Annotated in this window: 34 protein-coding genes; all 34 read right to left on the bottom strand. The window is 33.5% G+C overall.

Going from position 1 to position 26,219, the window contains the following annotated elements:
* Nucleotide 1 precedes the first annotated feature (1 nt).
* Nucleotides 2-220: an SHOCT domain-containing protein gene (locus tag BUB83_RS08155; RefSeq protein ID WP_073337957.1), complete on the bottom strand. Its 219-nt coding sequence runs from the start codon at nt 218-220 to the stop codon at nt 2-4.
* 179 nt (nt 221-399) lie between these two features.
* The gene (locus BUB83_RS08150) at nt 400-1,083 is read right to left on the bottom strand and encodes an N-acetylmuramoyl-L-alanine amidase (protein WP_073337956.1); all 684 of its coding nucleotides are present in this window, start codon (nt 1,081-1,083) and stop codon (nt 400-402) included.
* Nucleotides 1,076-1,465, bottom strand: coding sequence for a phage holin family protein (locus BUB83_RS08145; protein WP_423231140.1), 390 nt, complete (start codon nt 1,463-1,465; stop codon nt 1,076-1,078). The genes BUB83_RS08150 and BUB83_RS08145 overlap by 8 nt, the downstream gene beginning before the upstream one ends.
* A 90-nt stretch (nt 1,466-1,555) precedes the next feature.
* On the bottom strand, nt 1,556-2,908 hold the full coding sequence (locus BUB83_RS08140) for a hypothetical protein (protein ID WP_073337954.1): 1,353 nt from the start codon (nt 2,906-2,908) through the stop codon (nt 1,556-1,558).
* Nucleotides 2,909-2,919: 11 nt separating this feature from the next.
* On the bottom strand, nt 2,920-4,038 hold the full coding sequence (locus tag BUB83_RS08135) for a hypothetical protein (RefSeq protein WP_242950653.1): 1,119 nt from the start codon (nt 4,036-4,038) through the stop codon (nt 2,920-2,922).
* Between the two features lie 3 nt (nt 4,039-4,041).
* Nucleotides 4,042-5,895 (bottom strand): phage tail spike protein, encoded by a 1,854-nt coding sequence (locus BUB83_RS08130; RefSeq protein WP_073337953.1) that lies wholly within the window; start codon nt 5,893-5,895, stop codon nt 4,042-4,044.
* Between the two features lie 31 nt (nt 5,896-5,926).
* Nucleotides 5,927-6,631, bottom strand: coding sequence for a distal tail protein Dit (locus BUB83_RS08125; protein ID WP_073337952.1), 705 nt, complete (start codon nt 6,629-6,631; stop codon nt 5,927-5,929).
* A gap of 1 nt (nt 6,632) precedes the next feature.
* Nucleotides 6,633-9,203, bottom strand: a complete 2,571-nt coding sequence (locus tag BUB83_RS08120; RefSeq protein ID WP_073337951.1) for a phage tail tape measure protein — start codon at nt 9,201-9,203, stop codon at nt 6,633-6,635.
* Nucleotides 9,204-9,218: 15 nt separating this feature from the next.
* Nucleotides 9,219-9,365 carry a hypothetical protein gene (locus BUB83_RS22305; protein ID WP_207649332.1) on the bottom strand — a complete coding sequence of 49 codons (147 nt, stop codon included), beginning with the start codon at nt 9,363-9,365 and terminating at the stop codon, nt 9,219-9,221.
* A 47-nt stretch (nt 9,366-9,412) separates the two neighbouring features.
* A complete protein-coding gene (locus tag BUB83_RS08115; protein WP_242950652.1) occupies nt 9,413-9,739 on the bottom strand; it encodes a tail assembly chaperone in 327 nt (108 codons plus the stop codon).
* A 62-nt stretch (nt 9,740-9,801) separates the two neighbouring features.
* Nucleotides 9,802-10,506 carry a hypothetical protein gene (locus tag BUB83_RS08110; protein WP_073337950.1) on the bottom strand — a complete coding sequence of 235 codons (705 nt, stop codon included), beginning with the start codon at nt 10,504-10,506 and terminating at the stop codon, nt 9,802-9,804.
* Between the two features lie 72 nt (nt 10,507-10,578).
* On the bottom strand, nt 10,579-11,148 hold the full coding sequence (locus tag BUB83_RS08105; protein WP_073337949.1) for a major tail protein: 570 nt from the start codon (nt 11,146-11,148) through the stop codon (nt 10,579-10,581).
* Nucleotides 11,149-11,484, bottom strand: coding sequence for a hypothetical protein (locus BUB83_RS08100; RefSeq protein ID WP_073337948.1), 336 nt, complete (start codon nt 11,482-11,484; stop codon nt 11,149-11,151). It abuts the gene before it with no gap.
* The gene (locus BUB83_RS08095; RefSeq protein ID WP_073337947.1) at nt 11,477-11,875 is read right to left on the bottom strand and encodes an HK97-gp10 family putative phage morphogenesis protein; all 399 of its coding nucleotides are present in this window, start codon (nt 11,873-11,875) and stop codon (nt 11,477-11,479) included. The genes BUB83_RS08100 and BUB83_RS08095 overlap by 8 nt, the downstream gene beginning before the upstream one ends.
* Complete coding sequence (locus BUB83_RS08090) at nt 11,868-12,194, bottom strand: phage head closure protein (protein WP_073337946.1); 327 nt, start codon at nt 12,192-12,194, stop codon at nt 11,868-11,870. The genes BUB83_RS08095 and BUB83_RS08090 overlap by 8 nt, the downstream gene beginning before the upstream one ends.
* Nucleotides 12,195-12,198: 4 nt before the next feature.
* Entirely contained in the window at nt 12,199-12,474 is a 276-nt protein-coding gene (locus BUB83_RS08085; protein ID WP_073337945.1) for a head-tail connector protein, read from the bottom strand.
* A 21-nt stretch (nt 12,475-12,495) separates the two neighbouring features.
* Nucleotides 12,496-13,692: a phage major capsid protein gene (locus BUB83_RS08080; protein WP_073337944.1), complete on the bottom strand. Its 1,197-nt coding sequence runs from the start codon at nt 13,690-13,692 to the stop codon at nt 12,496-12,498.
* 16 nt (nt 13,693-13,708) lie between these two features.
* Complete coding sequence (locus BUB83_RS08075; protein ID WP_073337943.1) at nt 13,709-14,407, bottom strand: head maturation protease, ClpP-related; 699 nt, start codon at nt 14,405-14,407, stop codon at nt 13,709-13,711.
* Nucleotides 14,408-14,476: 69 nt separating this feature from the next.
* Nucleotides 14,477-15,733, bottom strand: coding sequence for a phage portal protein (locus tag BUB83_RS08070; protein WP_073337942.1), 1,257 nt, complete (start codon nt 15,731-15,733; stop codon nt 14,477-14,479).
* Nucleotides 15,734-15,802: 69 nt separating this feature from the next.
* Entirely contained in the window at nt 15,803-17,125 is a 1,323-nt protein-coding gene (locus tag BUB83_RS08065; protein ID WP_073337941.1) for a UBA domain-containing protein, read from the bottom strand.
* Between the two features lie 147 nt (nt 17,126-17,272).
* Entirely contained in the window at nt 17,273-18,868 is a 1,596-nt protein-coding gene (locus BUB83_RS08060) for a terminase large subunit (RefSeq protein WP_073337940.1), read from the bottom strand.
* Nucleotides 18,868-19,341: a phage terminase small subunit P27 family gene (locus tag BUB83_RS08055; RefSeq protein ID WP_073337939.1), complete on the bottom strand. Its 474-nt coding sequence runs from the start codon at nt 19,339-19,341 to the stop codon at nt 18,868-18,870. The genes BUB83_RS08060 and BUB83_RS08055 overlap by 1 nt, the downstream gene beginning before the upstream one ends.
* A gap of 91 nt (nt 19,342-19,432) precedes the next feature.
* Entirely contained in the window at nt 19,433-19,888 is a 456-nt protein-coding gene (locus tag BUB83_RS08050; protein ID WP_073337938.1) for a gamma-glutamylcyclotransferase family protein, read from the bottom strand.
* A gap of 71 nt (nt 19,889-19,959) precedes the next feature.
* Nucleotides 19,960-20,868: an amidoligase family protein gene (locus tag BUB83_RS08045; RefSeq protein ID WP_073337937.1), complete on the bottom strand. Its 909-nt coding sequence runs from the start codon at nt 20,866-20,868 to the stop codon at nt 19,960-19,962.
* Between the two features lie 171 nt (nt 20,869-21,039).
* Nucleotides 21,040-21,351: a hypothetical protein gene (locus tag BUB83_RS08040; RefSeq protein WP_073337936.1), complete on the bottom strand. Its 312-nt coding sequence runs from the start codon at nt 21,349-21,351 to the stop codon at nt 21,040-21,042.
* 65 nt (nt 21,352-21,416) lie between these two features.
* On the bottom strand, nt 21,417-22,640 hold the full coding sequence (locus tag BUB83_RS08035; RefSeq protein WP_073337935.1) for a site-specific DNA-methyltransferase: 1,224 nt from the start codon (nt 22,638-22,640) through the stop codon (nt 21,417-21,419).
* The gene (locus BUB83_RS08030) at nt 22,630-23,067 is read right to left on the bottom strand and encodes an RNA polymerase subunit sigma-70 (protein WP_073337934.1); all 438 of its coding nucleotides are present in this window, start codon (nt 23,065-23,067) and stop codon (nt 22,630-22,632) included. The genes BUB83_RS08035 and BUB83_RS08030 overlap by 11 nt, the downstream gene beginning before the upstream one ends.
* A gap of 208 nt (nt 23,068-23,275) precedes the next feature.
* On the bottom strand, nt 23,276-23,629 hold the full coding sequence (locus tag BUB83_RS08025) for an HNH endonuclease (RefSeq protein WP_073338041.1): 354 nt from the start codon (nt 23,627-23,629) through the stop codon (nt 23,276-23,278).
* Nucleotides 23,610-23,759, bottom strand: coding sequence for a hypothetical protein (locus BUB83_RS21890; RefSeq protein ID WP_159434060.1), 150 nt, complete (start codon nt 23,757-23,759; stop codon nt 23,610-23,612). The genes BUB83_RS08025 and BUB83_RS21890 overlap by 20 nt, the downstream gene beginning before the upstream one ends.
* Before the next feature lie 29 nt (nt 23,760-23,788).
* Nucleotides 23,789-23,995: a hypothetical protein gene (locus BUB83_RS08020; protein WP_073337933.1), complete on the bottom strand. Its 207-nt coding sequence runs from the start codon at nt 23,993-23,995 to the stop codon at nt 23,789-23,791.
* Nucleotides 23,996-24,057: 62 nt separating this feature from the next.
* A complete protein-coding gene (locus BUB83_RS08015; RefSeq protein WP_479723231.1) occupies nt 24,058-24,471 on the bottom strand; it encodes a DUF1492 domain-containing protein in 414 nt (137 codons plus the stop codon).
* Nucleotides 24,468-24,677: a hypothetical protein gene (locus BUB83_RS08010; RefSeq protein ID WP_073337932.1), complete on the bottom strand. Its 210-nt coding sequence runs from the start codon at nt 24,675-24,677 to the stop codon at nt 24,468-24,470. Before BUB83_RS08010 ends, BUB83_RS08015 begins: the two co-directional genes overlap by 4 nt.
* A gap of 34 nt (nt 24,678-24,711) precedes the next feature.
* The gene (locus tag BUB83_RS21885) at nt 24,712-24,852 is read right to left on the bottom strand and encodes a hypothetical protein (protein WP_159434059.1); all 141 of its coding nucleotides are present in this window, start codon (nt 24,850-24,852) and stop codon (nt 24,712-24,714) included.
* Nucleotides 24,853-24,856: 4 nt separating this feature from the next.
* Nucleotides 24,857-26,215, bottom strand: coding sequence for an SNF2-related protein (locus tag BUB83_RS08005; protein WP_073338038.1), 1,359 nt, complete (start codon nt 26,213-26,215; stop codon nt 24,857-24,859).
* Between the last annotated feature and the right edge of the window lie 4 nt (nt 26,216-26,219).

The raw sequence follows: 26,219 nt of genomic DNA, 5'->3' as shown, positions 1-26,219 counted from the left end.
TTCATGGCATTATTTCTGCCAGATATGGCGAGAAAGTTTGACGGTTTAATCCTGTGATTTTGTTAAACTCCTCTACACTTATTAACCCCTTTTCAAAAATAGATTTCAGTATCTTCTGAGCAAGAATATAATCATATTCCCGCTGTAATTCTTCCTGCGTATATGCCTTTTTTGCCGATATAGGCATCTGCTGTTCGTCTGTGATTTTTGTAACCTGCATAGATTTTCCTCCCATTCTTTAAATTAATCTCTCTAACTTCCTAAGGACAAAAATCTTAAATTTGGACGGATGTTTTATAAAAAATAAAAAAGCCTGCAAGAATCTCCAAAGAGAATCCTACAGGCTATCGTCCAATTAATATTTAGTTAAACCTTTTTGGTGTATTCTATGATGAACAGCTACTTATTAAAGATCATAATTGTTGCATCAAAGCCAGCGTTCTTAAGCTTTTCAACTTGTCTTTCAGCATTTTCCCTAACAGAATAAGATCCAGCCATAACTCTATAAAGAGTTTGTACACCTGCTTCTTGCTTTTGTTTTGGAGTTTCAATATACTTTAAACCAACCTGCTCCAATATAGCTTTTGTTAGGGCTACAATAATTTCATTTCTTTTGGAATCAAATATATTATTATCTGTTGTATTATCAATAAATCCTACCTCAATTAAAAGCGCTGGTGCTTTTGTTTCTCTTAGTACATAGAAATTAGCTGTCTTTACTTTTCTATCTTCAAAACCTAAAGCCACCAGAGATGTTTGTATTCTTTGAGCTAATTCTTTAGCCTTTGATGATGGGTTTATGTAGGTGTAAGTTTCTACTCCTTTTGCTTTTTCAGGCTGAAAGGCATTTCTATGAAAGGATATAAAGTAATCGTAGTTATTTTTATGTTCAAAGGCACTTCTTTCCTTTAATAAAACTGTTGTATTAGAAGTTCTAGTTTCATCCACTATTACTTCATGCCTTCTCAATTCATTTGCAACTTCTTTTCCTATACTTAGTACATCATTGGATTCTTTTCTTCCATTGTAACAAGCCCCACTATCTTCTCCACCATGTCCATAATCAAAACATAATCTAATCATCAATATCTTCCTCCTCACTTAATTGTTCTAAAATGCTCTTTAATTTCTTTGGTATTGGCAAACCTATCTTAGCTGAATTTTCTAAAATACTAATTCCTTCATTAGAAATATAGAAAAAAATAACAGCAGTGCGAATTGCACTCCCGTTTTTGATCAAATGAATATCAATTATATTTGCTATACCAACAAAGGTGAAAATCAAAACCTTTTTAAATATACCTCTAAAACCAACTTCGCTTGATAGCTTTTTTTCTAGTAGAGCTACCATTAGGCCTGTAACATAGTCAATTACAACGAATGTAATTAATGCATACATAAAGCCATCAACCCCTCCTAAGAACCATCCTATATATCCTCCGACAAAACTAAATATATACTGCATTGTGTTATTTTTCACTTGTATTGCCTCCTCATTTTCTCTTTTCTAGTTTTTAATATTTACTCCTTACTTTAATAAATAAACCCGCTCAATTTAATGGGCAGGCATATCTAATGGATTAACATAATCACATATAAAATCATATTGAATCTTCATTGTATTAGTAGGTGTTTTTGTTATTGTTTCTGGTAAAAGTGTATGGGCTGACGCTGGGACAACATTATACTCATTTATTGAATCCGTTGAAGAATCTCTATACCCAAAGATAGTTTGCCTATCATTATCCCAAGTAAAACTCATTAAATAATAACTTGAAAGACCTGTATCTTGGTAAATTCCTAAGTCCTCATTAAGTTGAAAGCATCTTTTATCATTAATAATGGCATACAGCTTATTATTTGTAATAGAAGTTATATTAACTCGAGCTGTAGTACCCATATAAATTTCAACACTTCTAACAAAAGTCCCATCTTTATTATATTGAGCTATACAACTTCTATAATAGGTAGAATCTCCTGAAGTATTTATGCAACCATTGTATGCTATATATATATAATTAGATGTTACTGCAATATCATAATAATTAACTCCGTATACTAGAGTTCCTGGTATGGCTGAACTCTTGCTATAGCTGGTTACTATATTGAAACTTTTATCTAGTTTTTTAAAGGATCCATCACTTAAGAGAACCCAGAAATTAGTTCCATCATAGTCCATAGCGTATCCACTAAAGGATAAATTTAAATTTGATTTTCTCTCAGCTGTACTTTTATCAAAAATCATCATATCGGTATAACCAGATTTAAGGCAATACAATGCTGTCTCATCCGTACAAAGATTATATATGCTCAGATTCCCTTGTATTAATGCCTTTCTATAATATAACCTATTCACATTTGGTACTTGAGCTGAAGTATAATCATTACTTCCTGATGACCAATAAATACTTTGAAAAGTAGAATTAGCGCAATGAGTAGGAAAATCAAATACAAAATGCTTAATGCCTTTGCCATTTTCTATGGTATAGGTAGTTTCAGCAGCATTGATTGTTCCCATGAGCTCTGAACTGCCACTATATGGATACCATGCATCAGCATATCCTTCAACATGCCCCCAACTCCAATAATCATAAGGGTCTTCTGGAATATCTCCTGTGGTTAAAAACATTGTTCTAAATGGATATGTGTAGTAAATATCCTTCAATAAATACTCCTGTTTATTTTCTAGCATAGGGTAAAAATATGTATCCATATATGCAGAATTTGCAAAAATTGCAGATATTCTATTTTCACTTTTAGCTTCATATATTTGCTTACCATTTAAACTATCATAAATTTTCACAGTAGCTATGCCTTGCACTGGTGCAACTATCTTTTTCTTGGTTTTTTCAATTTTGTTTCCTGTTATTAAATTTTTGCTATACGCTATACTTTCCTTGAAAGCCACTTTTGCACCCCCTAAATAAGATTGTAGTTTAATCTAATCTCATTAATTTTTAACACATCACTGGTAGATGAAATCTCCATACAAAAGGCAAATCTTACTTTTTTACTTGTACCGCATAAAGTTTGCCACTCTGTTTCAGTAATACTGCTAATAGTATTAATGCTCATTCCACTTGTTTTTATTGTGTTTAAATCATTTTTATCAATATCTACCCATGCTCCATAAAAAGTTTTCCAAGTTACTCCACTATCATTACTTAAAATAAATCTAATTACTCCACTTCCAGTATTCTCTACTGTTATCAATGCATCATTAATTCCTTGAATATAATCATCATTAAATAAAATATCTTTCTTCATTTCAATTAAGCTTGCTTTTGGAACTGCGGTTTGAATAATCTTTTCTACAGCCATACTTTCATTATCGCTCCATATTTTAAGAATGGGATTATTAGAAACTAGGCCAGTTCTTTCTATATGAAAAGAAGCATCTCCATAACTTTGGAATGCTTGTGCTGTTATAGGTAGTTCTGAAATCTTAACATATTGAGAGCTACCTGTATCCCAATGTTTGATATCTGTTCCATCAACTATTAAATATTTTATATTTGCTTCAACATAAGAACCTTCTTGAATAGTATAATTCCTCCCACCATCTTCTGTAGGTATAAATGTATAAGATTTGTTGGCTAAAAAATCATAAGTTATTGTTCCTACATTTGGGTTTACAAAACTATCAGTTCCATCATTAGTTATTTTCTCTATAATTAATACCATAGAGCTATCTTTATATAAGATAAGTTCCCATAATATATCGTATGCCCCATAGGCACTGTAATAATGATCTCCTTCCCATCTAAGCCTAAAGACTTGTGAGCCATTTATGGTTTCGTTAGCATAATAAACTTTTTCTGCTCTGGTATCTCTTCTATTTACTTTTAATTGCTCAGATGATCCAGTAAATCCAACCCAGGAGTTACCACTAGTTTTCATAGTGCTTCTACAATTCACTCCATCATAAAAGAAGTCAAATCCTATATCAGGTACTGAGATGGTAGTATCATCTTTATTTGAAGCTAGTAGCGTCATTCCTATATTGCCTAAAGGCCCCATAATCTCTGAACTATACAAGGATTAAATCACCTCCACATTTTCTATTAATCTGAATTTACTTATATCTAAAAGGTTAACACTGAACATCACTCCCAAGTTGATGGTTTCATTTACAGCTGTTTCTTCATAGCTAGTCTTAAAAAACAAACTATCCTCAGCAAGAATAGTTGTATACTTATCTCTTATAAAATCATCATTAGTTTCTTCTTTAAAATAAATGATTTCTCCAAACTTTTTAATGAAGATATCATAATTTTGAACTGTATTATTGTATAAAAACTGCTGTGAATCATAAAAAAACTGTTCTGCAAAAGAAGCAGGTATAGGTTCGTAAAACTCAAACACTTCATTTCCCATTGCTATTTTATCTAAGTACAATCCATTAATATTTATTAAAGCTTGGTATTCTTTGCACTCTGCATGAGGTGGTTCTGAATTAATTCCACCTTGTAGATTTCTACCATCAATCATACATTGCAAGTTGAATTTAGGTATTGTAATACTTCCTGTATCTACTTGCAAAAACACACCAATATAGTGAGCACCAGACTTCACTTGAGGTATCCCTATTGGAATTCCTACTGTATTATCACCAACTTCTAATTTTTGTTTTGGTGTAAAAGAAATATCCTGAGTGTCTAATTGGATTTTTATAGTTAAAGTACATTCAGAAGTAGCAACACAATAAAGAGACATATTCATGGAAAGATTAGTTGAACTTACTACACTTAATCCTAGATAAATTGGTTGACCCATACTAGTTCCAATATTCAATTCTAAAGGATTGGCATAGTAATACATTGAAGTTAATGACTGAGCAACTTTATTTCCAAGTTCATCTACAGTAGTTTTTATTTCACTATTATCAAGATTATCTAAAATATTATTGTTTGATTGGCCCAAGGTTACTGTAGTATTTATACCTCTCAAGACATCCTTCTTGGTTTTTATAATAGGGACTGTAATATTAATATCAAAATCTTTGTGTCTTACAATAACTCTGTCTCCTACACTTACTTTTTCTAAATCTTTTAGCTTTTCATATTCCTTAGTTTTAGCGAGTTCGATAAAATCCACTTCGATATTAATCTTGTTAAGTCCTATGGTATTAGCTTTTTCTTCTGCAAGTGCTCTTAATGTAACTTCATCTTCTGCATCTGAGAAAACCACTTTTTTTATTATAGGGAAGGGTGGATATTTATCACTATCCCAATTAACCACATTAATATATTTCTCAGTTAATTTTATGCCATCAGCACCAACTGGGTATAATTTAGTTACAACTTCTGTTGTGTCTATATTGTATTCAATTCCTAAAATGTTTTTGCCTTGAGTAATTAACACTCCAGTGTTATTGCCCATTTGGCTAAGTATTTTAATATCAAAATTATCTCTCTTAAGTTCACCGCATTGCCATCTATTTAAAATGGAGAACATTGCTTCCACAGGATTTTTCTCAATGAAGTAAATAGTATTAGCAATTATAATATCGCTATCAACCGAATAAATACTTCCGAGATCAGAAGGCAAAGCTTTTTCCATAGCTGTTTTCACTGAAGCATTCGTTGCTCTTGAATCTTCTATAAAAAAATAGAGCAAATCATAGAATATATGCTTTGCCCATACTTTTATAGTTTTAATATTTTTACCTTGTTTTTGTACCTTATAAATTCTAAATAGTTGCCCATCAGCTTTTATGATATTCCATTCTTCAAGAAACTTTGCTTTTCTGCCCTTTATAGGATATTCAAGTTCTAATTCATAATCCCCATTTAATTCTTCCGTTATATACGCACTAATAGTTTCCGCTAAAACTCCAAGGCCATTGTTTTCAAAGTTTCCTTTGGTTGTTTTTCTGTCATATATGCATATCAATGTATCACCACCAATTTAGAATATATAAAATTTATATCCACACTTCATTAACCTGAACTTCTACTTTGTTAACATTTCCACTAAAACTAATCACATTATCTCCTATCTCTAGTATTGGAAAATCTCCTACCATATCAGCATTTTTTAAAACTTCATCTTTGTAACAATCTTTTAAAACTGAATCTATAGTCACATACTCTTCAACATTTTTTATTATAATTTCTTCATTATTAATGCTGATAGTTATATCTCCACTTCCAAATATTTTTATTATAGGTTCACTTTTAAAAGTTCCTTCATTATATATAATGCTTCCTATTTGAGTTATTGTTATAACTTCATCTTCAGTACTATATTTAAAAGGTCTACAATTAAATACTATTGGAAAACTACTAGTAAATTTAAAGACTTGTTTAAAATCTATTGAATTTACTACCTGCCCAATATATCTTTTATCTGGTTGAAAGCTAAATATCAAATCACTTTCTTCTGCATTAATTAACCAAGCTTTTATTTCATCTATTTTATCTAGCAAATTTTCTCTATCATTTATTGAACACTCAACTAGTATTGTTATATCTTCAAAGGTTCCTTCATCAAATTTTAAACTAGAATTTCTCTCTGGAATATCTACATAAGTTATTCTTCTTTTAGGTGAAGGAATGGAGGGCCTTTTAGATATTCTTATATTAAAATCATCATAGCTATTCTTACCGCCAAAAGTAAAATTTAATATTTTAACTACCTCCCTTTGCCATGGCTACTCTTTGTCTATAAAACTCAAGTTCATAAGCTAGTTGCTCAATATCTTTTTCTGTATTATTTATAAAGTTTTCTATATGAAGAGTAAGTCCACTTGATGAACTACCACCTTTTACTTTTTCAAGAGCTCTTGCTAAAATCTCATCCAATCTATCTATGGGAAGAACTGCTTCTGTTCCTGATTCTCCTACACCAATAACACTTGGCGCATTAAAAATACCACCACTTGCATACCAATCCACATTAAGACTTGGTACACTTGGAGGATCTAAGCTAAAGCTTCCTTTTAAGTTAAAGTGTGGAAGTTTAATCTTTGGAATATTAATCTCAGGTATTTTCAAATTAGCAAAAAAGTTATGAATAGAATCAACAGCAGACTTAACTGTGTCTTTTGCTGTATTGATTGGTGTCTCTATTGCTGTTTTAATTCCATTCCATACATTAGAAGTTACAGTTTTAATACCGTTCCAAACTCCTGATATAGAATCTTCTATAAATTTCATTTGAATTGAAATAACACTTTTAATTAAATCAAGACCAGCTTCAATTGCATTCTTTATTCCAGTCCATAAATCACTGGTAAGATTTTTTATACCATCCCAAACACCCTGCCAATCTCCTTTTATCAAAGCTGTAACAATCTGAATAACATCTTGGATAGCATTTAGTGTAGTCTTTACAATATCTGCAATAAATCCAAATGCTATAGTTATAACTGCTACAATATCATCCCCATACTTACTCCAAACCTCCATTGCAAAGGTTATAAAAGCTTGAAACATCACCTTCAAACTTTCTATAATTGTTCCAATAATAACTTTAACTTCATTCCAGGTTGCATTAACAACATTTCTAAAATCCTCATTATTTTTATAGAGAGTAACAAAGATTGCTATCAGCCCTACTATAGCTGCTATAATAATTGCTACTGGCCCAGTTAAAGCTGCAAAAGCTGTACCTAATGCTCCACTTGCGCCACCTGCTGCTCCAAGAGCTGTAGAAATTGAACCAAAAGTTGAGAAAAGTGTTCCCCCAGCAGATATTAATGTTCCAACTACTGATAATACTGGTCCAATGGCAGCTGCAACAAGTGCAAATTTTAAAATCATATCTTGCTGGACTGGGGAAAGTGCATTAAATTTCTCAATAATCCCTATTATAGCTTGTATTAGTTTTTCTATTGTTGGCATTGCATTATTTACAGCTTCAAAAAGCTTTTTACCTAACGGTTCTAATGCAACAGCCATCTTATTTTTTAATACTACAAATTGTTCTGCCGCATCAGCTGTGTCTGTATAAACCTGAGCAATTGTTTCTGGACTTGAGTTTAGACTATTAATAAGTTCATCAAGATTAAGTCTTCCCTCTCTGATTGCTGCCGCCATATCTGGACCTGCTTTTGCGCCAAACATTTCAAGTGCTAAAGTATTTGCTTCACCTGCTGTTCCTGCTTCTTTTATACGAGTAATCATTTCTTGAAGTGCTTTATTTGGTTCACTGATGCCTTCCTTAGCCATTTTTCCAAGAGCAATTCTAAGTGATCCTACTACAAGTTCAGTATTAACACCTTCTTTTTCAAACTTACCAAGCATAGCTGCAGAGGTCTGCCAATCAAATCCCATCTGTCTTAGTGGGCCACCAAATTGTGTCATAAGTTCTTGAAGCTTTCCAACACCTATACCTGTGCTCTGACTAACTTTAAAAGTATAATCTAATGCACCAGCATATTCATCAGCCCCAAGACCTGCATCTTGAAACATTCTAGTAGAAGCAGGGATTAGTGTATTGATATCTTCACCTGTTACCTTAGCAAGTCTTAACATTTGAGTTGATAATTCTTGAAGGGATTCTCCTGATAATCCTGTACGAGTATTTAAGTCTGCTATTACTTTACTAGCATCTCCCATGCTTGTATCAACTGTAGTATATACTGCTTTAAAATCCTGTTCTAACCCTTCAAGTGCTTCACCAGTTGCCCCAGTTCCTATTCTAATAGAGTCACTGGCTTCATCAAAATCACTGGCTAGCTTAAAAAGACCTGCGCCTGCTGCAACAATAGGTGCTGTTACAGTTTTATCTAACGTACTTCCTACACTAGAAAATCCCTCACCTACTTTTTTCATCCTACTTCCTATATCTTCAAAATTTTTTCCTAGTTTAGTAAAACCACTACTTTGAACTTCAATCTGTTTATTAATATCAGAAATTGCGCCTTCCATATTGTTCATTTCAGCTATAGCATAATTAAGCTTTATTTTTAGGTTTTCAGTAGCCTTGGCATCTTCGCCTTTTTTCTCTACACTTTCTTGATAACTCTTTGATAAAGCTGCAACCTTTTGTTTTTGTAACTCCATCTGCTGAGTTAAACTATCTGCTTTAAGTTTTAATCCGTCTGTTGATTTTCCAAAGTCACCAAGCTTTGAACTTGCTGCTGCAAATTCACTTTTAACAACTTTAAGACTTCTTTGGATTTTAGCAACTCCCTCTTGAAAGCCTTTATCGTCCAGTCCAATTCTTGCAACAACTGTATTCTCCCCAGTAGCCATTTCTTCACCTCCTCCCTAAAAAATAATGTTATCTATGGTATCAAGTTTTTCTTCATCTTCTATTCCATTAACCTTTTTATAAATATGAAAAAGTGCCTGAAGCTTTTTAGGTGTACTGTTCCAGAATTGTTCTTCTGTCATTTTAAGTAGATTTGTTCCCAAGAAAAAAAGCCACTGCCAGTCCCATGAATTTTGACTAGTGTGGCTTTCTATTCCCCCAATTGTTCTTCTGCTTCAGGCATTGCTGTATTCAAAGCTTCATTTATAGCTGTGCCCAATCTTTCAAGATCCTTTATGCCTAAAAGCTCTCCTACATCTTTTAATGTAGCCGTTTCATCTTCTACTTTTACTGCAGCATAGATTAAAGCTCTTATTGCTTTAATCTTCATTTTCTGCAAATCGTCAAAGGCTTTGTTTAAATCTTCATATACTTCTTCTAGTTCACAAAAGGTGTTCATATTAAGTTTTAATTCATATTCTTTTTCACCTAAAGCGAATTTGATACCCTTATTTTTAAGTTCTGATGCTTTCAACATTAATCCCCCTAAACTTTGCCTTAAATAAAAAAAGATCTACATAACGTAAATCTTCTTTCTACTTATAATTTATCTATTATTTCATTAATCCATAATTTTTGTTTTTTAATACCCCTTGGTAATGGATGATAGTAATAAAAATTTACTTTTCTCTTATCAGTGCTTTTGTTATAACCAACGCTATTGTTCAATTTATTACTACCCATTGCTAGCTTTATAAGATTTGTTAATTTAGTATTCACACCCCATGCTACTACTACATTATAAAATTTATATGTTGTAAAAATGCTATTCAATTCTTTTTTTCTTTTTTCCGAGAAAATACTGTGAATATAATCTTTATCAAAACCTTCTATGTTCTTTACTTTATCATAAAAAAGTTTACTTTTAGCTTCTCTTAAATCCGATAGATTAATAACCTTAACATATTTCCAATCTTTATGCTTCATAATTCTCATTAGTTGATACTGTGTTTTATCAGGAATTGTTTCTACTAATTCTATTTCTAGTAACTTTCCTAATTCTATTTCTTTTGTTCTTTTTATCTTCTGAATGTATTCATCTTTAGGTTTAGAACCTCCAGGATTCATCATTACAAAAACCGCATCAATGTTGTCTGTATCCGCAAGTTTATCTTTACAACTTCTTTTGCGTATTTCTAAAATACTTCTACATTTTTGAGGTTCCCCATTATTATATTTAACTTCATAAAATCTACCAAATGTTATAAACTCTTTATCTAATTGTTTCTCCTGTATAAATTCCAAAAATTCACCGCCTCCCCTTGTAAGTATATTATAACACTTATTTATTTAACAAAGGTGCTTAGAACTCCATTATTATATAATTTGCGGTTCATCAGGCACAGCAGTAAACCATGAACTTATTACAGTTCCATCTGCTCCCTCAATATCATCATCTGTAATAAATCTATAGTTTCCATCGTAATCTCTAGCGTAAAACTCGCCTTTTAATTTAGCACTTTGTACCTTTGGTTTTTCAGCCTCAGTATCATATTCATCTGATGCTAATTCAAATTTACCTTTTAGAAGCCATACATATCTGTACTTTACATTGTTTTTCTTTGACTTAAAGCCTAGCGCAATAGTTGGAGCTATATCATCTTTATTTTCAATTAATACTCCTTTTACTACCTTTGACCCTTGAAGCTTTGCTCTACTTTCAAGGGATAGTTGATTAAGTTCTATCTCCACTTCAATTACCTCAAAAGAACTGATAATATCTTCTACTGCATCATCAGAATAGATGTTTTCTGAATTTGACTTAGGTGACAACTTTGCATTTATAGCTCTTTCTAATTTTGTTGGAACCGCATAAGTTACTCCTGTTGCATCATCTTTTGTTAATATAGCAATATGAATATCTTTTAACCCTATTTGTCTAGCCATTTATAGGACCTCCTTTTCTTCTAAATAAAAAAATCTCAAACCTTTATGGTAGAGACCTGTATCTTCTTCATATAAATCTGTTTCATCTAACCTTTTAAATCCTACATTCTTAAGTAAGTCTTTAATAGACTTTACTAGAATTGTATAATCTTCTTTAGTCCAAACATCTACTTGAATGTAGTGACCTGTATAAGTTTCTTCATCTTCTTCAAAGTATTCTCCAGACTGAAAATATTCGTGGAAGGTTATATATATTTTTGCTTTTCCTGAATACTTTTGAAAGTGTACTGGAATATTAAGAGGCTTCAAAGTATCTCTAATCAATTTATTAATCAAATTCTTCAAGCCCCCTTTCTAATTCTTCTTTAATTATTTCATTAATTTCTTTCTTATTTTCAAGAACAGATTTTTCTGCCCAATGTTGTGCTGGGATTTTGCTTGTGCCAAATTCAGTGAACTTTGAATAGAAGAATTCAGAATTATCACCTTTGTTTGGACCAATTTTCACAAAATCCACACCATCTTCTTTTTCAATATCTGATACATTAATATTATCAGCCATGTGTTTTTTGCTTTCTTTAGATCTTGGAGCTTTTTTCTCCATAGAAGATTTTACTCTTTCACCAGCTCTTTCTAAGGCTTTCTTTTTTATAGCCTCGCCTTTATTACCTAGCTTATTTATTTTATCAATTAATTGATCCATGCCTTCAAGTTCAATATTAGCCATCTCCATCAACCTCCATAGCTTTTATTTCTATAAATCTATTTTCATATCTTATATTATCAATAGAAGTGATGTTATATTGTTTGCCCTGGAAATATATTCTCATTGTTTCATCAATGTCTGGAACAGCTCTTATTAAGAATTTTACAGTTCTTTCTCTTTGAACTGCTGCAGCTTGAAAATATTCTTTACCATAAAGATTCTTTACCGATGCCCAAACTGTTTTAAACTCTTCCCAACTTTCAATTTCAAAGCCATTATCATTAACGCTGGTTATAAATTTTTGAAATGTAATCCTATGTTTTAAATCTCCAATACTCATATTATCACCAGCTTTCTTGTCTATAGGAGAATAGAAGTCTTGTCATAACATCTAGTATTGATTTCATATCTACATTTTCTCGCTGTTCATACATATTTCCTACTGCATAAAGAATTGCTTGTTTCACCGTTTCTGGTAGTTCAATAAAATCAGCTAGTGTGAATCTTAAAATTCCTTCACACATTTCCTCAGCAGTTATAATAAAACTGGTGATGAGTGTATTTTCTTCATCACCATCTACTCTTAAATAAAGTTTTGTTTCTTCAAGTGAAATAAACATACACTCACCTCCAACTTCAAACTATATCTTTTGTTGTAAAACTTTTATAGCTTCAGGCAATATTAGCTTTCCATCTACTCTTTGAGTAGCCATAAATCCTACTTGACCGGTTGCTGCATAAAGTTCATTTAATCTTTTAAAGGCTCTACCTTGTCTATCTGCTACCCAATAGTATCCGAAATCACCAAAAGCTATACTCTTTGCTCCTGAGCCGATAGTTGGCGCATAAGCAGAAGTTTTTACTGGTCTATTCAAAATAGTATCAGGAGTACCCGCAGTAATTGATGGTTGCCAAATATACTGACCATTGCCATCCTTAAGTTTTCTAATTGCTTTTACTGTAGCATCATTCATAGTAAATATTGCTTTCTTTCTATAAGGAGCTTTTAAAGAATAGAATAAATCCATAATCTCATCAAGGGTTATAGCTGTAGCACTTGCGGTAGTAACTCCAAGTTGTGCCCCACCAGTGGCATTGAAAATACCAGTAGGCTTTCCAGTTCCATCCCCAATAAAGAAAGCCTCTTCTTCCTTAGCACCAATACGTCTTGCAAATTCCTTTGCAATGTAGGCTTCAAGGTTAAAGACGCTATCATTTAAAAGTTCATCTGAAACTTTAATCATTGTAGCAAGTTTATAAGCACCAATAGAAACTAGACCAAATGCATCATCACTTTCAGTAATTGCTCCTTCTTCATCAACCCAAGATGCTGTTCCTTTTGTAGCTACAACTGGGATTTTTTTATCTCCACTTGATGTGGTAATTATTTTTGCAAGTTGTCTAAATATATTTTCTTCTTCAAGAGATTCAATTAATGTTCTTTCAAATTCATCTGGTGCAAGGAAACCACCTTCGCTATCAGTACCTATTTGCAAAGCATTCTGAACATCAAAACTATTCTTATTTCTCATAGCATTCCAGAAAGCTTTATTATATTCATTTGATGCCCTACCTGTTTTTTCTCCAGTAATATTTCCATTAGGATTATTTCTAATAGCATTAGAAGTTGCCTTTGATAACTCTAAATCCATTGCTGCTTGTCTCTCTAATCTGTCTATTTCTTTTCCTAGATTTACAACATCCGCTTCCATCTTTTCATATGTTTCAGTATCTTCTGGTGATAACATTCCATTATCTTTTCTCTTACTGTCTAGAAAAGCCTTTGTGCTGTCCCATAATTTTGCCCTTTTTTCCCTAAGTTCTAATATTTTACTCATATACATTCCTCCAAATTTAGTATTTAATAAGATCAAGTCTTTTAATTAACTGTTCATGCGGTGTACCCATTTCTGCCACAGGCTGTGTTTCTTTTTTCTTTGGTAATTTCTTTATTAGTGCATTTGTAACTGTAACTTTATCAAAGATAAAACCCTCTGCAGTATCTTCAATAGTATCCTCATACAAAACTCTATCTGCAAAGCCGAGTTCCACTGCTTTTTTAGCACTAAACCAAGTTTCAGCATCCATCATTTTTGATATCTTTGTTCTAGAAAGACCTGTCTTTTGCTCGTAGGCATTAACTATACTTTCTTTAACCTCAGATAGCATATCAATTCCACTTTGCAAATCAGATGCTTCTCCAAAAATAACTGTAGCTGGATTATGGATCATCATCATTGCAACTGGTGACATTAATATTTCATTTCCTGCCATAGCAATAACTGATGCCGCACTTGCTGCTATTCCATCAATTTTTACTGTTACATTTCCTTGATACTCTTTCAACATAGTATAAATCTGACTTGCACAAAATACATCTCCTCCTGGTGAATTAAGCCATACTGATATATCTCCTTCTGAAGCTGTAAGTTCAGCTTTAAATTGTTTAGGAGTAATATCATCATCAAACCAACTATCTTGTGCAATGTATCCATCAAAGTAAAGTGTTCTTCCTTCTTCATTCTTTACCCAGTTCCAAAACTTCTTACTCATTCTTGCCCTCCTATCTTTTAAACTGAATTTATATAAGCATACTCTTTATTTGTTAAATTAAATCTATCCCTAATCGCTCCCTGTGTTATATTTTTCAGTCCAAGCACCAGCATCAGCCATATCTACAAAGTTTCCATTCACAAGATACTTTGACCCTCCTAGTTCATCCGGAATTAAATTCATTTCTTCTAACTCCCTTATATCATTAGCTGACATTATACCGTTTTGCCTCATTATTTGGTAAAAGTTAGCTCTTGAAACTGCATCTCCGCGCAATCTCCCATTCAAGTTAAATTTCACAAAATAGATTTTTTTCTCGCTTTCTGTAAGTAATGATTTTTGCATTGATTGTTCAAGTCTTGAAACCCAAGGCATAATAGTATTATCTATAAAACTAATAGATTGGTGCTCTATATTACTGAATGTTGCTCTATCTAAACTAGCTACTAAATGAGGTGGAACTCTAAATATTCTACAAATCTCTTCAGTCTGGAATTTCCTCGTTTCTAAAAACTGTGCTTGCTCAGGAGGAATTCCTATACTCTGAAATTTCATACCTTCTTCTAAAACTGCAACTCTGTGTGCATTTGTGCTTCCTTGATACACACTGTTCCAGCTTTCTCTTACTCTTGCAGGATCTTTTACTACACCTGGATGTTCAAGTACTCCTCCTGGATTTGCTCCATTTGAGAAAAACTTAGCACCATATTCCTCCGTAGCTATTGCCATACCAACAGCATTTTTAGCCATAGCTATTGGCGAATACCCCATAAGCCCATCAAATCCAAGACCAGGAATATGCAGTACTTCATGTTTTTGTAGATACACCTCACCATAACCTTCTATATTAGGATTTTCATCTGAATATCTCGAATAAATATAATAAATTTCTCCATTACTTGCTCTATCAACTTTCATTTTATTAGGTAGTAAAGGGTATAAAGCTACAACTTTACCTCTTCCATCTCTAATTATCTGAGCATATGCATTTCCCCATAATAAAAGATGACCCATAAGTGTTTCTCTAAACACGAATGAAGTCATCTCTGGGTTTGGTTCATCTGCAAGAAGATGATATAGTGGATGTTCTTTAGCTTTTTCCTTGCCTGTTTCTGTGTATTTATAAGTATGAAGTGGCAATGAAGCTATTGTTTCAGCAAGTATTCTAACACAGGCGTAAACTGCTGTGGTTTGCATTGCGGTTATTTCATTTACTGTTTTTCCACTAGTTGTACTTCCAAAGAAAAAGCTGTATGTGCTTCCTAAAAAACTATTCTTAGGACCAGCTCTTGGCTCCCAAAGTCTTAATATTAATGGAATTTTCATTGTTTTACCTCCTAAAAATGGGTATGAAAAAAGCACCCTTATATCAAGAGTGCTTATATGAAGTTTCTTTTATCTTCTCCCAAATATTTTTTTTCCTATACCCCAGACCGCACCAGCCGCTACTCCAACTGCCACTATTGGAGCAGCTGCAACCGCTGCTGCTGTAACAGCTGCTCCTGCGGCTACCGCTGCTCCACCTACTGCTGCGCCTGTCGCAATTGCGGCACCACCCACTGCCGTACTAGCGATTGCAGTACCTGCTGCTGTTCCAGCTGCTATAGCCGCACCACCAACTGATGTACTAGCAACAGCACTACCAATAGCTGCACCTGTTGCTGCTACGGTACCACTTACTGCAGTACCTCCTGCAATAGCAGTTGTAACAGCAGCAGTCCCCATACCACCTATTGCCCCAACCGTTGTTGCCCCAGCAGCGATAGCTGCTCCCCCAACTGTAGTACTTCCAACAATTGTAGCCGCTGTACCAACTGCACCAGAAATTGTAGTACCTACAACGGTGTTCCCAATTGCTGTTGCCGCGACACCGGTTGCATATCCAACACTAGCAGAAATAGCTGTATCTACAGCAACGGTAGCTGCTGCTTCATTTAGATCTTTGTCGCCGCTAATTACATCAACTATATTTGTACCTACGCTGAACCCGCCACCAAACTGTGCACCTTTCTGTGCAGTTTTTAAGCCAACTTGATGCGCTTCTTTAGCAATATTAATAGCTGCTTGCGCTTTGGGCACAGCCACAGATTTTGATGAACCAGTTATTTTACTTTCAAGCTGCATTTGTCTAGCTAACCTTGCAGCATCATCGGCCGGAACATCAGATTCAACTACCTTTAATCCTGCTTCTTTCGCCTTATCAACTAATGCTTTATTACCTTTATCAACAATTAAAGTCTGTCCCTCATAGGCTGAAAAATCAATTGTCCCCGTTTTATAGCCAATTTTTGCTTGGGCGTAGGTTATCTCCCCACTTGGACCAATAATTTTAAAATCAGCTATCCCGTTGTTATTCATTACTAAAGTAGTTTGTCCATTAATAGTAGCATTCGTAGCGTGTAATTCTTCAAAAACATATCCTTTAAAACCTTTAGTTCCGCCCCTCATTGTATTAAGTTGACTAAGATTATTTGCCAAGTTATTATAGAGTTCAGCATTTTTAATACCATTAGCAATTGCCTCTTTAGATATTATTGCGCCAGTTGTTCCATATACAATAGATTCAATATTTATTATAGCATCCTCTGTATTCCAACCAGTAGTTTCTAAAAGTTTAATACATTCTACATCACTAAAACCTGTTATTTGAATAAGTTTGTCTAATTCCTCTTTTCCAATACTTAAGCCATCTACTAGTTTTCCAACATATTCACTCATATAAATTCCCCTTTATAACTTTCTCTTGTAATTTTGAATTAAATTTATAATATTATTAAAACATTATAAATTTAATATTTTCTAAATTATTATATCATAGAAACTTATGTAAGTATATCCACATTATTGATATTTGAAATTTATACATTATAGCACTAATATGCCTCTCTCATCATAAACACTTCCACCACTTCCTTGATTTCTAATTGATCTATCCAATGCCATTATCAAAGCCACTGCACCATCAATTTTCTCTGTGCTTTTTTCTTTATCGGGCTTAATATTTCCTGCTGGATCTTGCTTAATAAATATGTTATCCATCATCCACCTAAGTACTGGATTACCTCCATGTGCTATTTTCTTTTCAAGTGTTAGTTTCATTAATTCTTTTGAAGATGGTGACATATCTTTATATCCTTGACCAAAAGGAATAACTTTGAATCCCATACCATCAAGGTTTTGAACCATTTGAACAGCTCCCCACCTGTCAAATGCGATTTCTTTTATATTATATTTTGTTCCAAGCTCTTCTATAAAGGTTTCTATGAATCCATAGTGGACCACATTACCTTCTGTAGTTTTTATAAAACCTTGTTTTTCCCAAACATCATAAGGTACATGGTCTCTTCTTACTCTTAATTTTAAGTTATCATCTGGAATCCAAAAGTAAGGTAATACTATATATTTTTCATCTGATGTTCTTGGAGGAAATACTAAAACAAAAGCCGTAATATCTGTGGTACTTGAAAGGTCAAGTCCTCCATAACATTCTCTGCCTTTTAGTAAATCTATATCTATATTAAAATCGCACTCATCCCATACATGCATTGGCATCCATCTTACTGATTGTTTTACCCAGATACACAATCTTAATTGTTTAAAAAGGTTCTCATCTGCTGGATTTTGTCTTGCATTTTCACAGGCTATTTGCAGCTTTTCCTCAGCAACCGTTATTCCAATACTTGGATTAGCTTTTGCCCAAACGCTTGGCAGTGTCCAATCATCATTTTCATCTGCTGCATAAATAGTAGGATAAAAAGATTTATCTATTTTCTTTCCTTCTAAAATATCAACTGCTTTTTGGTGTATTTCGTAACCTATACTATGCATATCATTACCAGCTGTAGTTATAAGAAAATTAAGAGGCTGTCTTCTTGCATCTGCTGCACCATGTAGCATTACATTAAACATTTCTCTGTTGGCAACATGTGTTTCATCAAATAATACTGCATGAGGATTAATTCCATGTTTGGAATAAGCTTCACTGGATAAAACTTGATAAAAAGAATTCATTGCAGGGTACACAATTCTTTTTTGCGAAGCCACAACTTTTAACCTTTTTTTTAATGCTGGACATAAAGAAATCATATCTACAGCCACTTGATAAATTAAACTGGCCTGAGCTCTGTCTGCTGCACAACTATATATTTCTGCTCCTCTTTCTCCATCTGCCGTTAACATATATAATGCAAGGGCGGCTCCTATTTCAGTTTTGCCCTGTTTTTTAGCAATTTCCACATAGGCTGTTGTGAATTGCCTATATCCATCATCCTTGATAACACCAAAAATATTTTTAATAATTTCTAGTTGCCAATCAAGTAAAATAAAAGGCTTGTTAAACCATTCACCTTTAGTGTGTTTCAAATTTTGTATGAAATCAATAGCATGTTGTGATCTTTTATTATCGTAATGTGATGTTGGAAGCATATACGCTGTAGGTTTAAATATAGTATCTTCTACCATCATCTTTGTCCCCTTAACATCATTTCCATAGGATCTAAACTATCATTTGAACCTTTATCTGCAACAATTCTACTTCTTGAAGATGGTGTTAAACCAAATTGCTCACAAAATTTAATCATGATTTTAAGATAAGTTTGGGCAATAGAAACCTGTGGCACTTGCTGCCAATAACCACTTGGTGTTTTTACAATTGTTCCATGTTTTGATATAAATTCTTCTGCTTCTTTCCACCTCGCATAAGCTTCACAATATCCTGCAAAAGCGGCCATATCAACTTCTGTTAATATACCTAGCTCTACTAGTTGTTTTGATACTCTTCGCCATTCTTTTTTAGCTTCTGAATCAAGCCATGCAGGACATCTTGGTGGTTTTTTATCAGGCTTAGGTTCAAATTCATTAAGTTGCCTTTTACCTGGATTACCCTCGAGTACTTTTATTGCAGTTGGTTTTGGTTTTCTTCCTCTTTGTGCCATAGGTTTCACCTCCAATCTTTAAAATTTATCGTAAGAAAAGAGCCTAGAATTTCTAGACCCTTAACATAATTTTCTTATTTATTAATATCCACTATTCAAGTTCAGCCAAACACTCTGAATATGCAATCTCTAGTGGTTTCAAATTAATATCATTATCAGAATAGCCTCTAGCAATTACATTAAAATAATATTCTGTTGGAGCTGCTGGCATATTCGTATATTCACTTGTCATAACGTAAACCATTGTTTTTTTAGGTTTACCTTTAACCATAACTTCAACTTGCTTTTTAATATATAGACTTGGAAACCCTTCATACAAATCAAGTGCTGTTTCACAATCCCCAGTTATCTCCCATAAAACAATAGGTACTGATTTATCCTTGTAGGGTTCAACATTTGCAACTCCCTTATATCTTCCTCTAAAAGTGAGCTTATACTTTTCAAGCGTTCCATTTCCTATTAATTTAGCTTTAGGACAACGGTGCCTCATTTGTTCCAAATTCATATTTGAACCATAGGCCCCGTATAGCTTTGTTTTCTCTGCCATAGTAGTAATTCTCCTTTAACAATTTAGTTTTCCACAAAGGGCATTGTACCCTTTGCGATTATCTGTTTATATTAAGCGGCTCTGGGTGTCCTCCAAGCTGAATTTCCATCAAGTGATTTCATAAGGTGCTGTCTGCAATTTTTGAACTCGTCACCAATAAGTCCAAGTCTAAGCAACCAACATCTAAAAGTGTATTTTTCATTATCAGTGTGGGTGCGTTTTGCACTAGCGCTTTTTTGTTTTAAGGCTTGGTGGCTTATTGCTAGGCAGAAAACAATGTAGCTTCTGATTTTTCCAGCGTGCAAGGTTCCGTTGAAAAGTCTAAATTCAATGGTTCCTTTGGTGAATGTGCTATGCAAATTAAGTCCATGATATCTGCTTGAGTGGTAATGGCGGCTTCTGTTTTCAACTCCATATCCGTTATACCAAATATCTGCAAGTTGAGATAAAGTTTTGGGTTTTTTCTTATTGATGGTTTCTATCAAATCTTCATTAACCTTTTTGCAATATCTAACTCTTGCTGGGTCAATCTCAAGGCTTTTGTAAATCAAATCTTCCTTTGCGGCCATTAGGTTAACCAAGTTCTTTAAAGTGTTTGGAGTATGGTCCTTTCCTCCTATGTGAATGTGGATGCCACATTGTAACTTGCTCTCGCTGATTGCGCCTTCATGTCTAAGCTGCCTAACAATTTCTTGTAATGTTTCAATGTCATCATCATATTTCAAAATTGGTGTTACCAATTCAACACTGTAACTTCTATTAGCTGGAATAAGTGTGCCCTTTTTCTTTTCCATTGTTTTAATGCTAGCGTCACTCATTATTTTCCAAATCCTTCTGTCTGGGGCCTTTATTTCGTAAGTATCGTAAGTATCAAATAATCTCTTAACCTCTCCGCCTAAAAGTTTTGAAGTAATCTCTGCAGCTTTTTCTCTTGTAATTCCTGTCATTTCAATTTCTACACCTATTGTTTGGTTTTTCATTGTTTTCTACTCCTTTCAAAGTGTGTTTATTACCTTTTGGTAGTGTACATATTACCTCTGAAAGGAGTGTATAGCCAGTTATATATGCAGGTTTCTATCAAATAAATACATGTTTCTAATGACAATTTTCCTCTTGTAAAGACATAAGAAAAACCACCTTTTGGGTGGCTTCTATTCTTCTATTGCTATGTACCTTGGATAAGTGTAGCCTTCTGGATTAACTAGAATGCTTTCTTTAGAAGTTCGGCTTTTTACTCTTATGCACCTTACTTTCCCATATTTATTTAATCCGCCATCTGTACTTTTTATCCAAGTTTGATCTTTTAATAAATCGTCTTTAAATTCTCTGAAAGTTGCTGGACTCATCTCAATTTCTCTTGTAACTTCGTAACCTGTTTCTTTTTCTCCATCATCTCTTGCTTCTTTTATTAACACTTTCATCTCTACTAAATCTATAGCCTTTCTTACAAATAATGCTTTCATATTTGGCCTCCTGTGTTTTTTTGTTATACCATATATCACTCTAAACACAGTTAATATCAAGTTAATTATTCAATAATAGCTACTTTTTTATATTCTATTTTCTTTCCATCCCTTATTAGAAATACAGCGGTATCAGCACCCACTTGTTCAATAAATCTTTTTACAATAACATCAGCATATTTTTCATCAAGTTCAATGGTATAACATATTCTATCTGTTTGTTCACAAGCAATAAGTGTAGAACCACTGCCACCAAAAGGGTCAAGAACTATAGAATTTGTTAAACTTGAATTTGTTATTGGATAAGCAACTAATGCTATTGGCTTCATTGTTGGATGGTACTTCGATTTTGTGGGCCTATCAAAATTCCAGGTAGTTCTCTGCTTTCTGTCAGCATAAAATTTATGCCCAGCAGTTGGCTTCCAACCTACTAGTACTGGTTCATGATTATATTGATAATCGCAGCGACCTAGAACCGGTGAATTCTTTACCCATATACAAGTTTGATGGCAGAAGAAACCAGCCTCTTTAAATGCCATCCTAAAATTAACTGTTTCTTTATCAGCGTGAAATACATATATAGAACCACCATCTGCAAGACTTTCATTCATGCCTTTATAAGCATTAAGTAAAAACTCATAGAATTTTTCATCCTCCATATTATCATTTTGAATTGTCCCCGCTGTACCTTCATAGGACACATTGTAAGGTGGATCTGTTACAACCAGATTTGCTTTTTTACCATCCATAAGTTCTACATAAGTATCAGCTTTTGTGCTATCATCACAAATTAATCTATGTCTACCTAGAAGCCAAATATCTCCTTGCTTTGTAATTGGCGTTTCAGGTAAAGGTTCATCAAAACCATCTTCTTGAACCCCTTTAGGATACATCTCATTAAAAAGGGCATCAATTTCTGGAGGTTCAAATCCTGTAAAGGAAGTATCATAATCTAAAGATTGTAAATCCTTAATTAAATCAGCAAGTAATTCTTTGTCCCATTCACCACTAATTTTATTAAGAGCAATATTCAATGCTTTTTCTTTTGTTTTATCAACATCTACAATAACACAGTCTATTGCTGTAATACCTAGTGTCTTTAAAACTGATATTCTCTGATGACCTCCTATTACAGTTAAATCCTTATTTACTATTACTGGGTCTACATAACCAAATTCATTAATACTATTTTTTATTTTTTCAAATTCACTATCTCCAGGCTTCAACTTTTTTCTCGGATTATAGTCAGCTGGTATTAATGAATCTATTTGTAACTTCTTAAATTCCATCTTCTTCCCTCCAGAATCTATATCTTATATAACAGTTGTGGCTACAATATTTACGTTTCTTATTTCCGTAAACACTAAACTCTTTTCCACACTGTGGGCAAGTATATTTATAAGTAGCCTCTTCCTTTTTGGTTCTTTCACCTTGATGTTCTTTCCACCATTTCCGCCTACATTCTTCGCAGCAAAATCTTCTGGTTCTCCCTTGGTATTTTTGTTTAATAGGTTTTTCACAGCAAGTGCATAATAAATTTTTATCTACTTTTTCTTTAACATTAAGAGCAACAACACATGAGTCACCATCTATTCCATTACGCTTACAAAATCCTCTAACACTATCTCTAGAAAGCCCTAATGTTGATGCAATACCCTTATACCCCATTCCTTGTATTCTTAATTCTCTTATTTTTTCTTTTTCATCAGCTGTCATGTGAGTTGCTCCTTTCAATAAACTTTTACGCAATAAAAAAGCAACCACAAACTGTTTTAGTTACTTGATTTGAGCTTCCTATTTTGCGATTTTTTAGTACCCCCCTTGCTTAATTCTGCGAAAATTCACGCGAAGGGGGGCGGCGGTCTGTTGCTTGTCCTCTAGCAGGGATTTGATACCCCCCTACCCAACCTAAAAATCCTCTTAATCAAAATTTGTATTCTATGTATCTATCCTCAGTCATTGTTTTATTATCATGACACTTCTTACAAAGTTGCTGCCAATTGCTCTCATCCCAGAACAAAACCTTATCACCTCTATGTGGTTCAATATGATCCACAACTGTTGCTTTAATTAGCTTACCTTCTGCTTTGCATCTAACACACAAAGGGTTTGCTTTTAAAAATCTATTTCTAGCTTTTCTCCACCTAGTATCGTAACCACGTCTAGTAGCATTTGCTCTGTCATTAACATGAATTTCTTTGTGTTCATCACAATAACTTCCATTAGTTAGTTTTGGACATCCTTGATGCTTACATGGTTTAAGCGGTTTCGTTGGCACTAGACTCACCATCCTTTATTTTTCCACTTAGCCTAAAATGAATATGAATAATTTTAATCATAGAGAAAGCCACCGCAGTTTTCTCTGCAATGGCTCTTTTACAAATCTCTCTACTATATACAAAACACATTTTTATACTCTAATTCAATCTAATTTACTCTACTCTTTTGAATGTGGCGTGAAAATCCCCGTTTTAAGTAGTGTTGTTTTCATTTTACGGCACTCAGTACAAGTGTAGTTATAGTCAGGAATATAGTTATAGGATTGAACTTCATACCCACAGAATTGACATCGTGGATAATATCTAGTTCGCTTACCGTTATTTTCAATCCTAATACCATCTTTTAAAGCTTCTTTATAGCTCATCCATCTATCCCTCCAATTATATACAAAACATATTTTTATACTCTAATTCAATCTACTTTACTCTACTTTTTGATATCAGGTACACATTTCAATGCTCTTTCATGTATTTTATAGACATTCTGAATACTATATCTCATATCTACTGCAATCTGCTCCCAAGTTTTAAAACAAAGATAACGAAGTTCTAAAAGTGTTTGATACTCTGGATTATTAAGCTCTTTTATGATGGCCACAATTTCACGTTTTAAATCCACAAGCTTGTCTATATCTTCATTAAGTTCTGTCTCCAAATCAACCATTTTTGCTATGATTCCCTCCATAGAATGCACATTACGAGTACCACTTGGTGGGGTATCACTTAGTGTAGAAGTTGCTTTCATTGCTAACTCACGAAGTGAAACAATCTGTTCCAGTTTACTGTTAATACGTTGATCTATGCGGTAAGCTTGATATAAATATTCTTTAGCACCCATCATATCATCCCTTCTAACTTTCCATCATAGTAAGTTTCAGAAATATGTCTTATAGTAACTCCATCAAATGTGCTAATTCTTTTTAAGGCTTTTTCTCTATCTTGCTGAAACTGTGTTCTAGTTTTACAAAAGCTACATTTTGAACCCACACATTTTTGAACATTTAAAACTGTGCACCTACCTTTTCTTATAGCAAAGCAATCCATCATGTTTACCCCCTTTTATAATCTGTTGTACATCAATTTATTCACCAATATATTGTCTTAAATATCTAACAGCAATAAATATAAAAATCAAATCCTTTGATGGAATTATTAAATTCTCCAGGTATTCTATCGTTTTTACTATCATTTCATAATCTTCAACTTCTGAAGCTTCAAGCATAAGTTCATCCTCCAATTCTAGCTTTAACTGCATTGATTAAATCTGATTGGACTTTTTCTTTTCTTCTTAAAGCTTTTATAATATCTTCATCAATAGTTCCCTTTGTAATAATATGATGAATGACTACTGTTTCATTTTGTCCTTGCCTCCACAGTCTTGCATTGGTTTGTTGATACAGTTCTAAACTCCAAGTAAGTCCAAACCAAATAAGAGTTGATCCTCCAGCTTGCAGATTAAGTCCATGTCCTGCTGATGCTGGGTGTATTAAAGCTACTTCTATTTCACCATTATTCCAATCTCTAATATCCTCAGAAGTTTTTATCTCACGAACCTTAAACCTCTTTTTAATTCTTTCTAAATCATGATTAAACCAATAAGCTACAAGAACTGGCTTTCCATTTGCTGATTCAATTAAATCTTCCAACGCATCTAACTTTTTATCATGTATTTCAAATACTCGCTTGTCCTCACCATACACCGCACCATTTGCCATTTGACAAAGTTTATTTGATAATGCCGCTGCATTTACTGCATCTATTTCATCACCTTTTAGTGATAGCACTAAATCCTTTTTTAAACTGTTATATGCCTTTTGCTCTTTTTCAGAAAGTGTTACAAGAACTTCATTTATAATGCACTCTGGCATTTTCAAATAATCCGTGCTTTTCATTGAAATGGTAATATCCGAAATAAGGCGATAAATTGCATCTTCTGCACCAACCTTTAGCTTATAGCTAAATACCATTTGCTGATTTCTTTTATCGGGGTCAAAGAAGTTATTTCGATAATGAGTTATAAATCTTCCAAGCCTTTTTCCCATATCAAGTAGCCTAAACTCTGCCCATAAATCCATAAGTCCGTTACTGCTTGGAGTTCCAGTAAGTCCTACAATACGTTTTACCTTAGGTCTTACTTTTAATAGGCTTTTAAATCTTTTAGCACTATAGGCCTTAAACGACGACAATTCATCAATTACAACCATTTCATAGTCAAAAGGTATACCACTTTTATTTATCAACCAGTCCACATTTTCACGGTTGATAAGATAAATATTCACTTTTTGCATAAGTGCTGTTTTTCTTTGTGCTTCACTGCCTATAGCTACTGAATAAGTAAGTCCTTTAAGGTGCTCCCATTTTTTGATTTCATTTGCCCACACATTTACTACTCTCAAAGGACAAATTACAAGTATCCTGTGTATATCAAAATAATCAAAAATCAAATCATTTATAGCTGTCAGTGATATAATCGTCTTCCCAAGTCCACAATCTAAAAATATGGCTGCCGTTGAATTCTCAATTATAAATTCAACGCTGTACTTCTGGTATTCATGAAGATTACTCCTGTTTAATAAAACGTCCATACTC

Source organism: Clostridium grantii DSM 8605, from assembly GCF_900129965.1.
GTDB classification, from domain to species: domain Bacteria; phylum Bacillota; class Clostridia; order Clostridiales; family Clostridiaceae; genus Clostridium_AF; species Clostridium_AF grantii.
The sequence above is the reverse complement of the archived record's forward strand: the minus strand, read 5'-3'. Positions and strand labels throughout refer to the sequence as shown.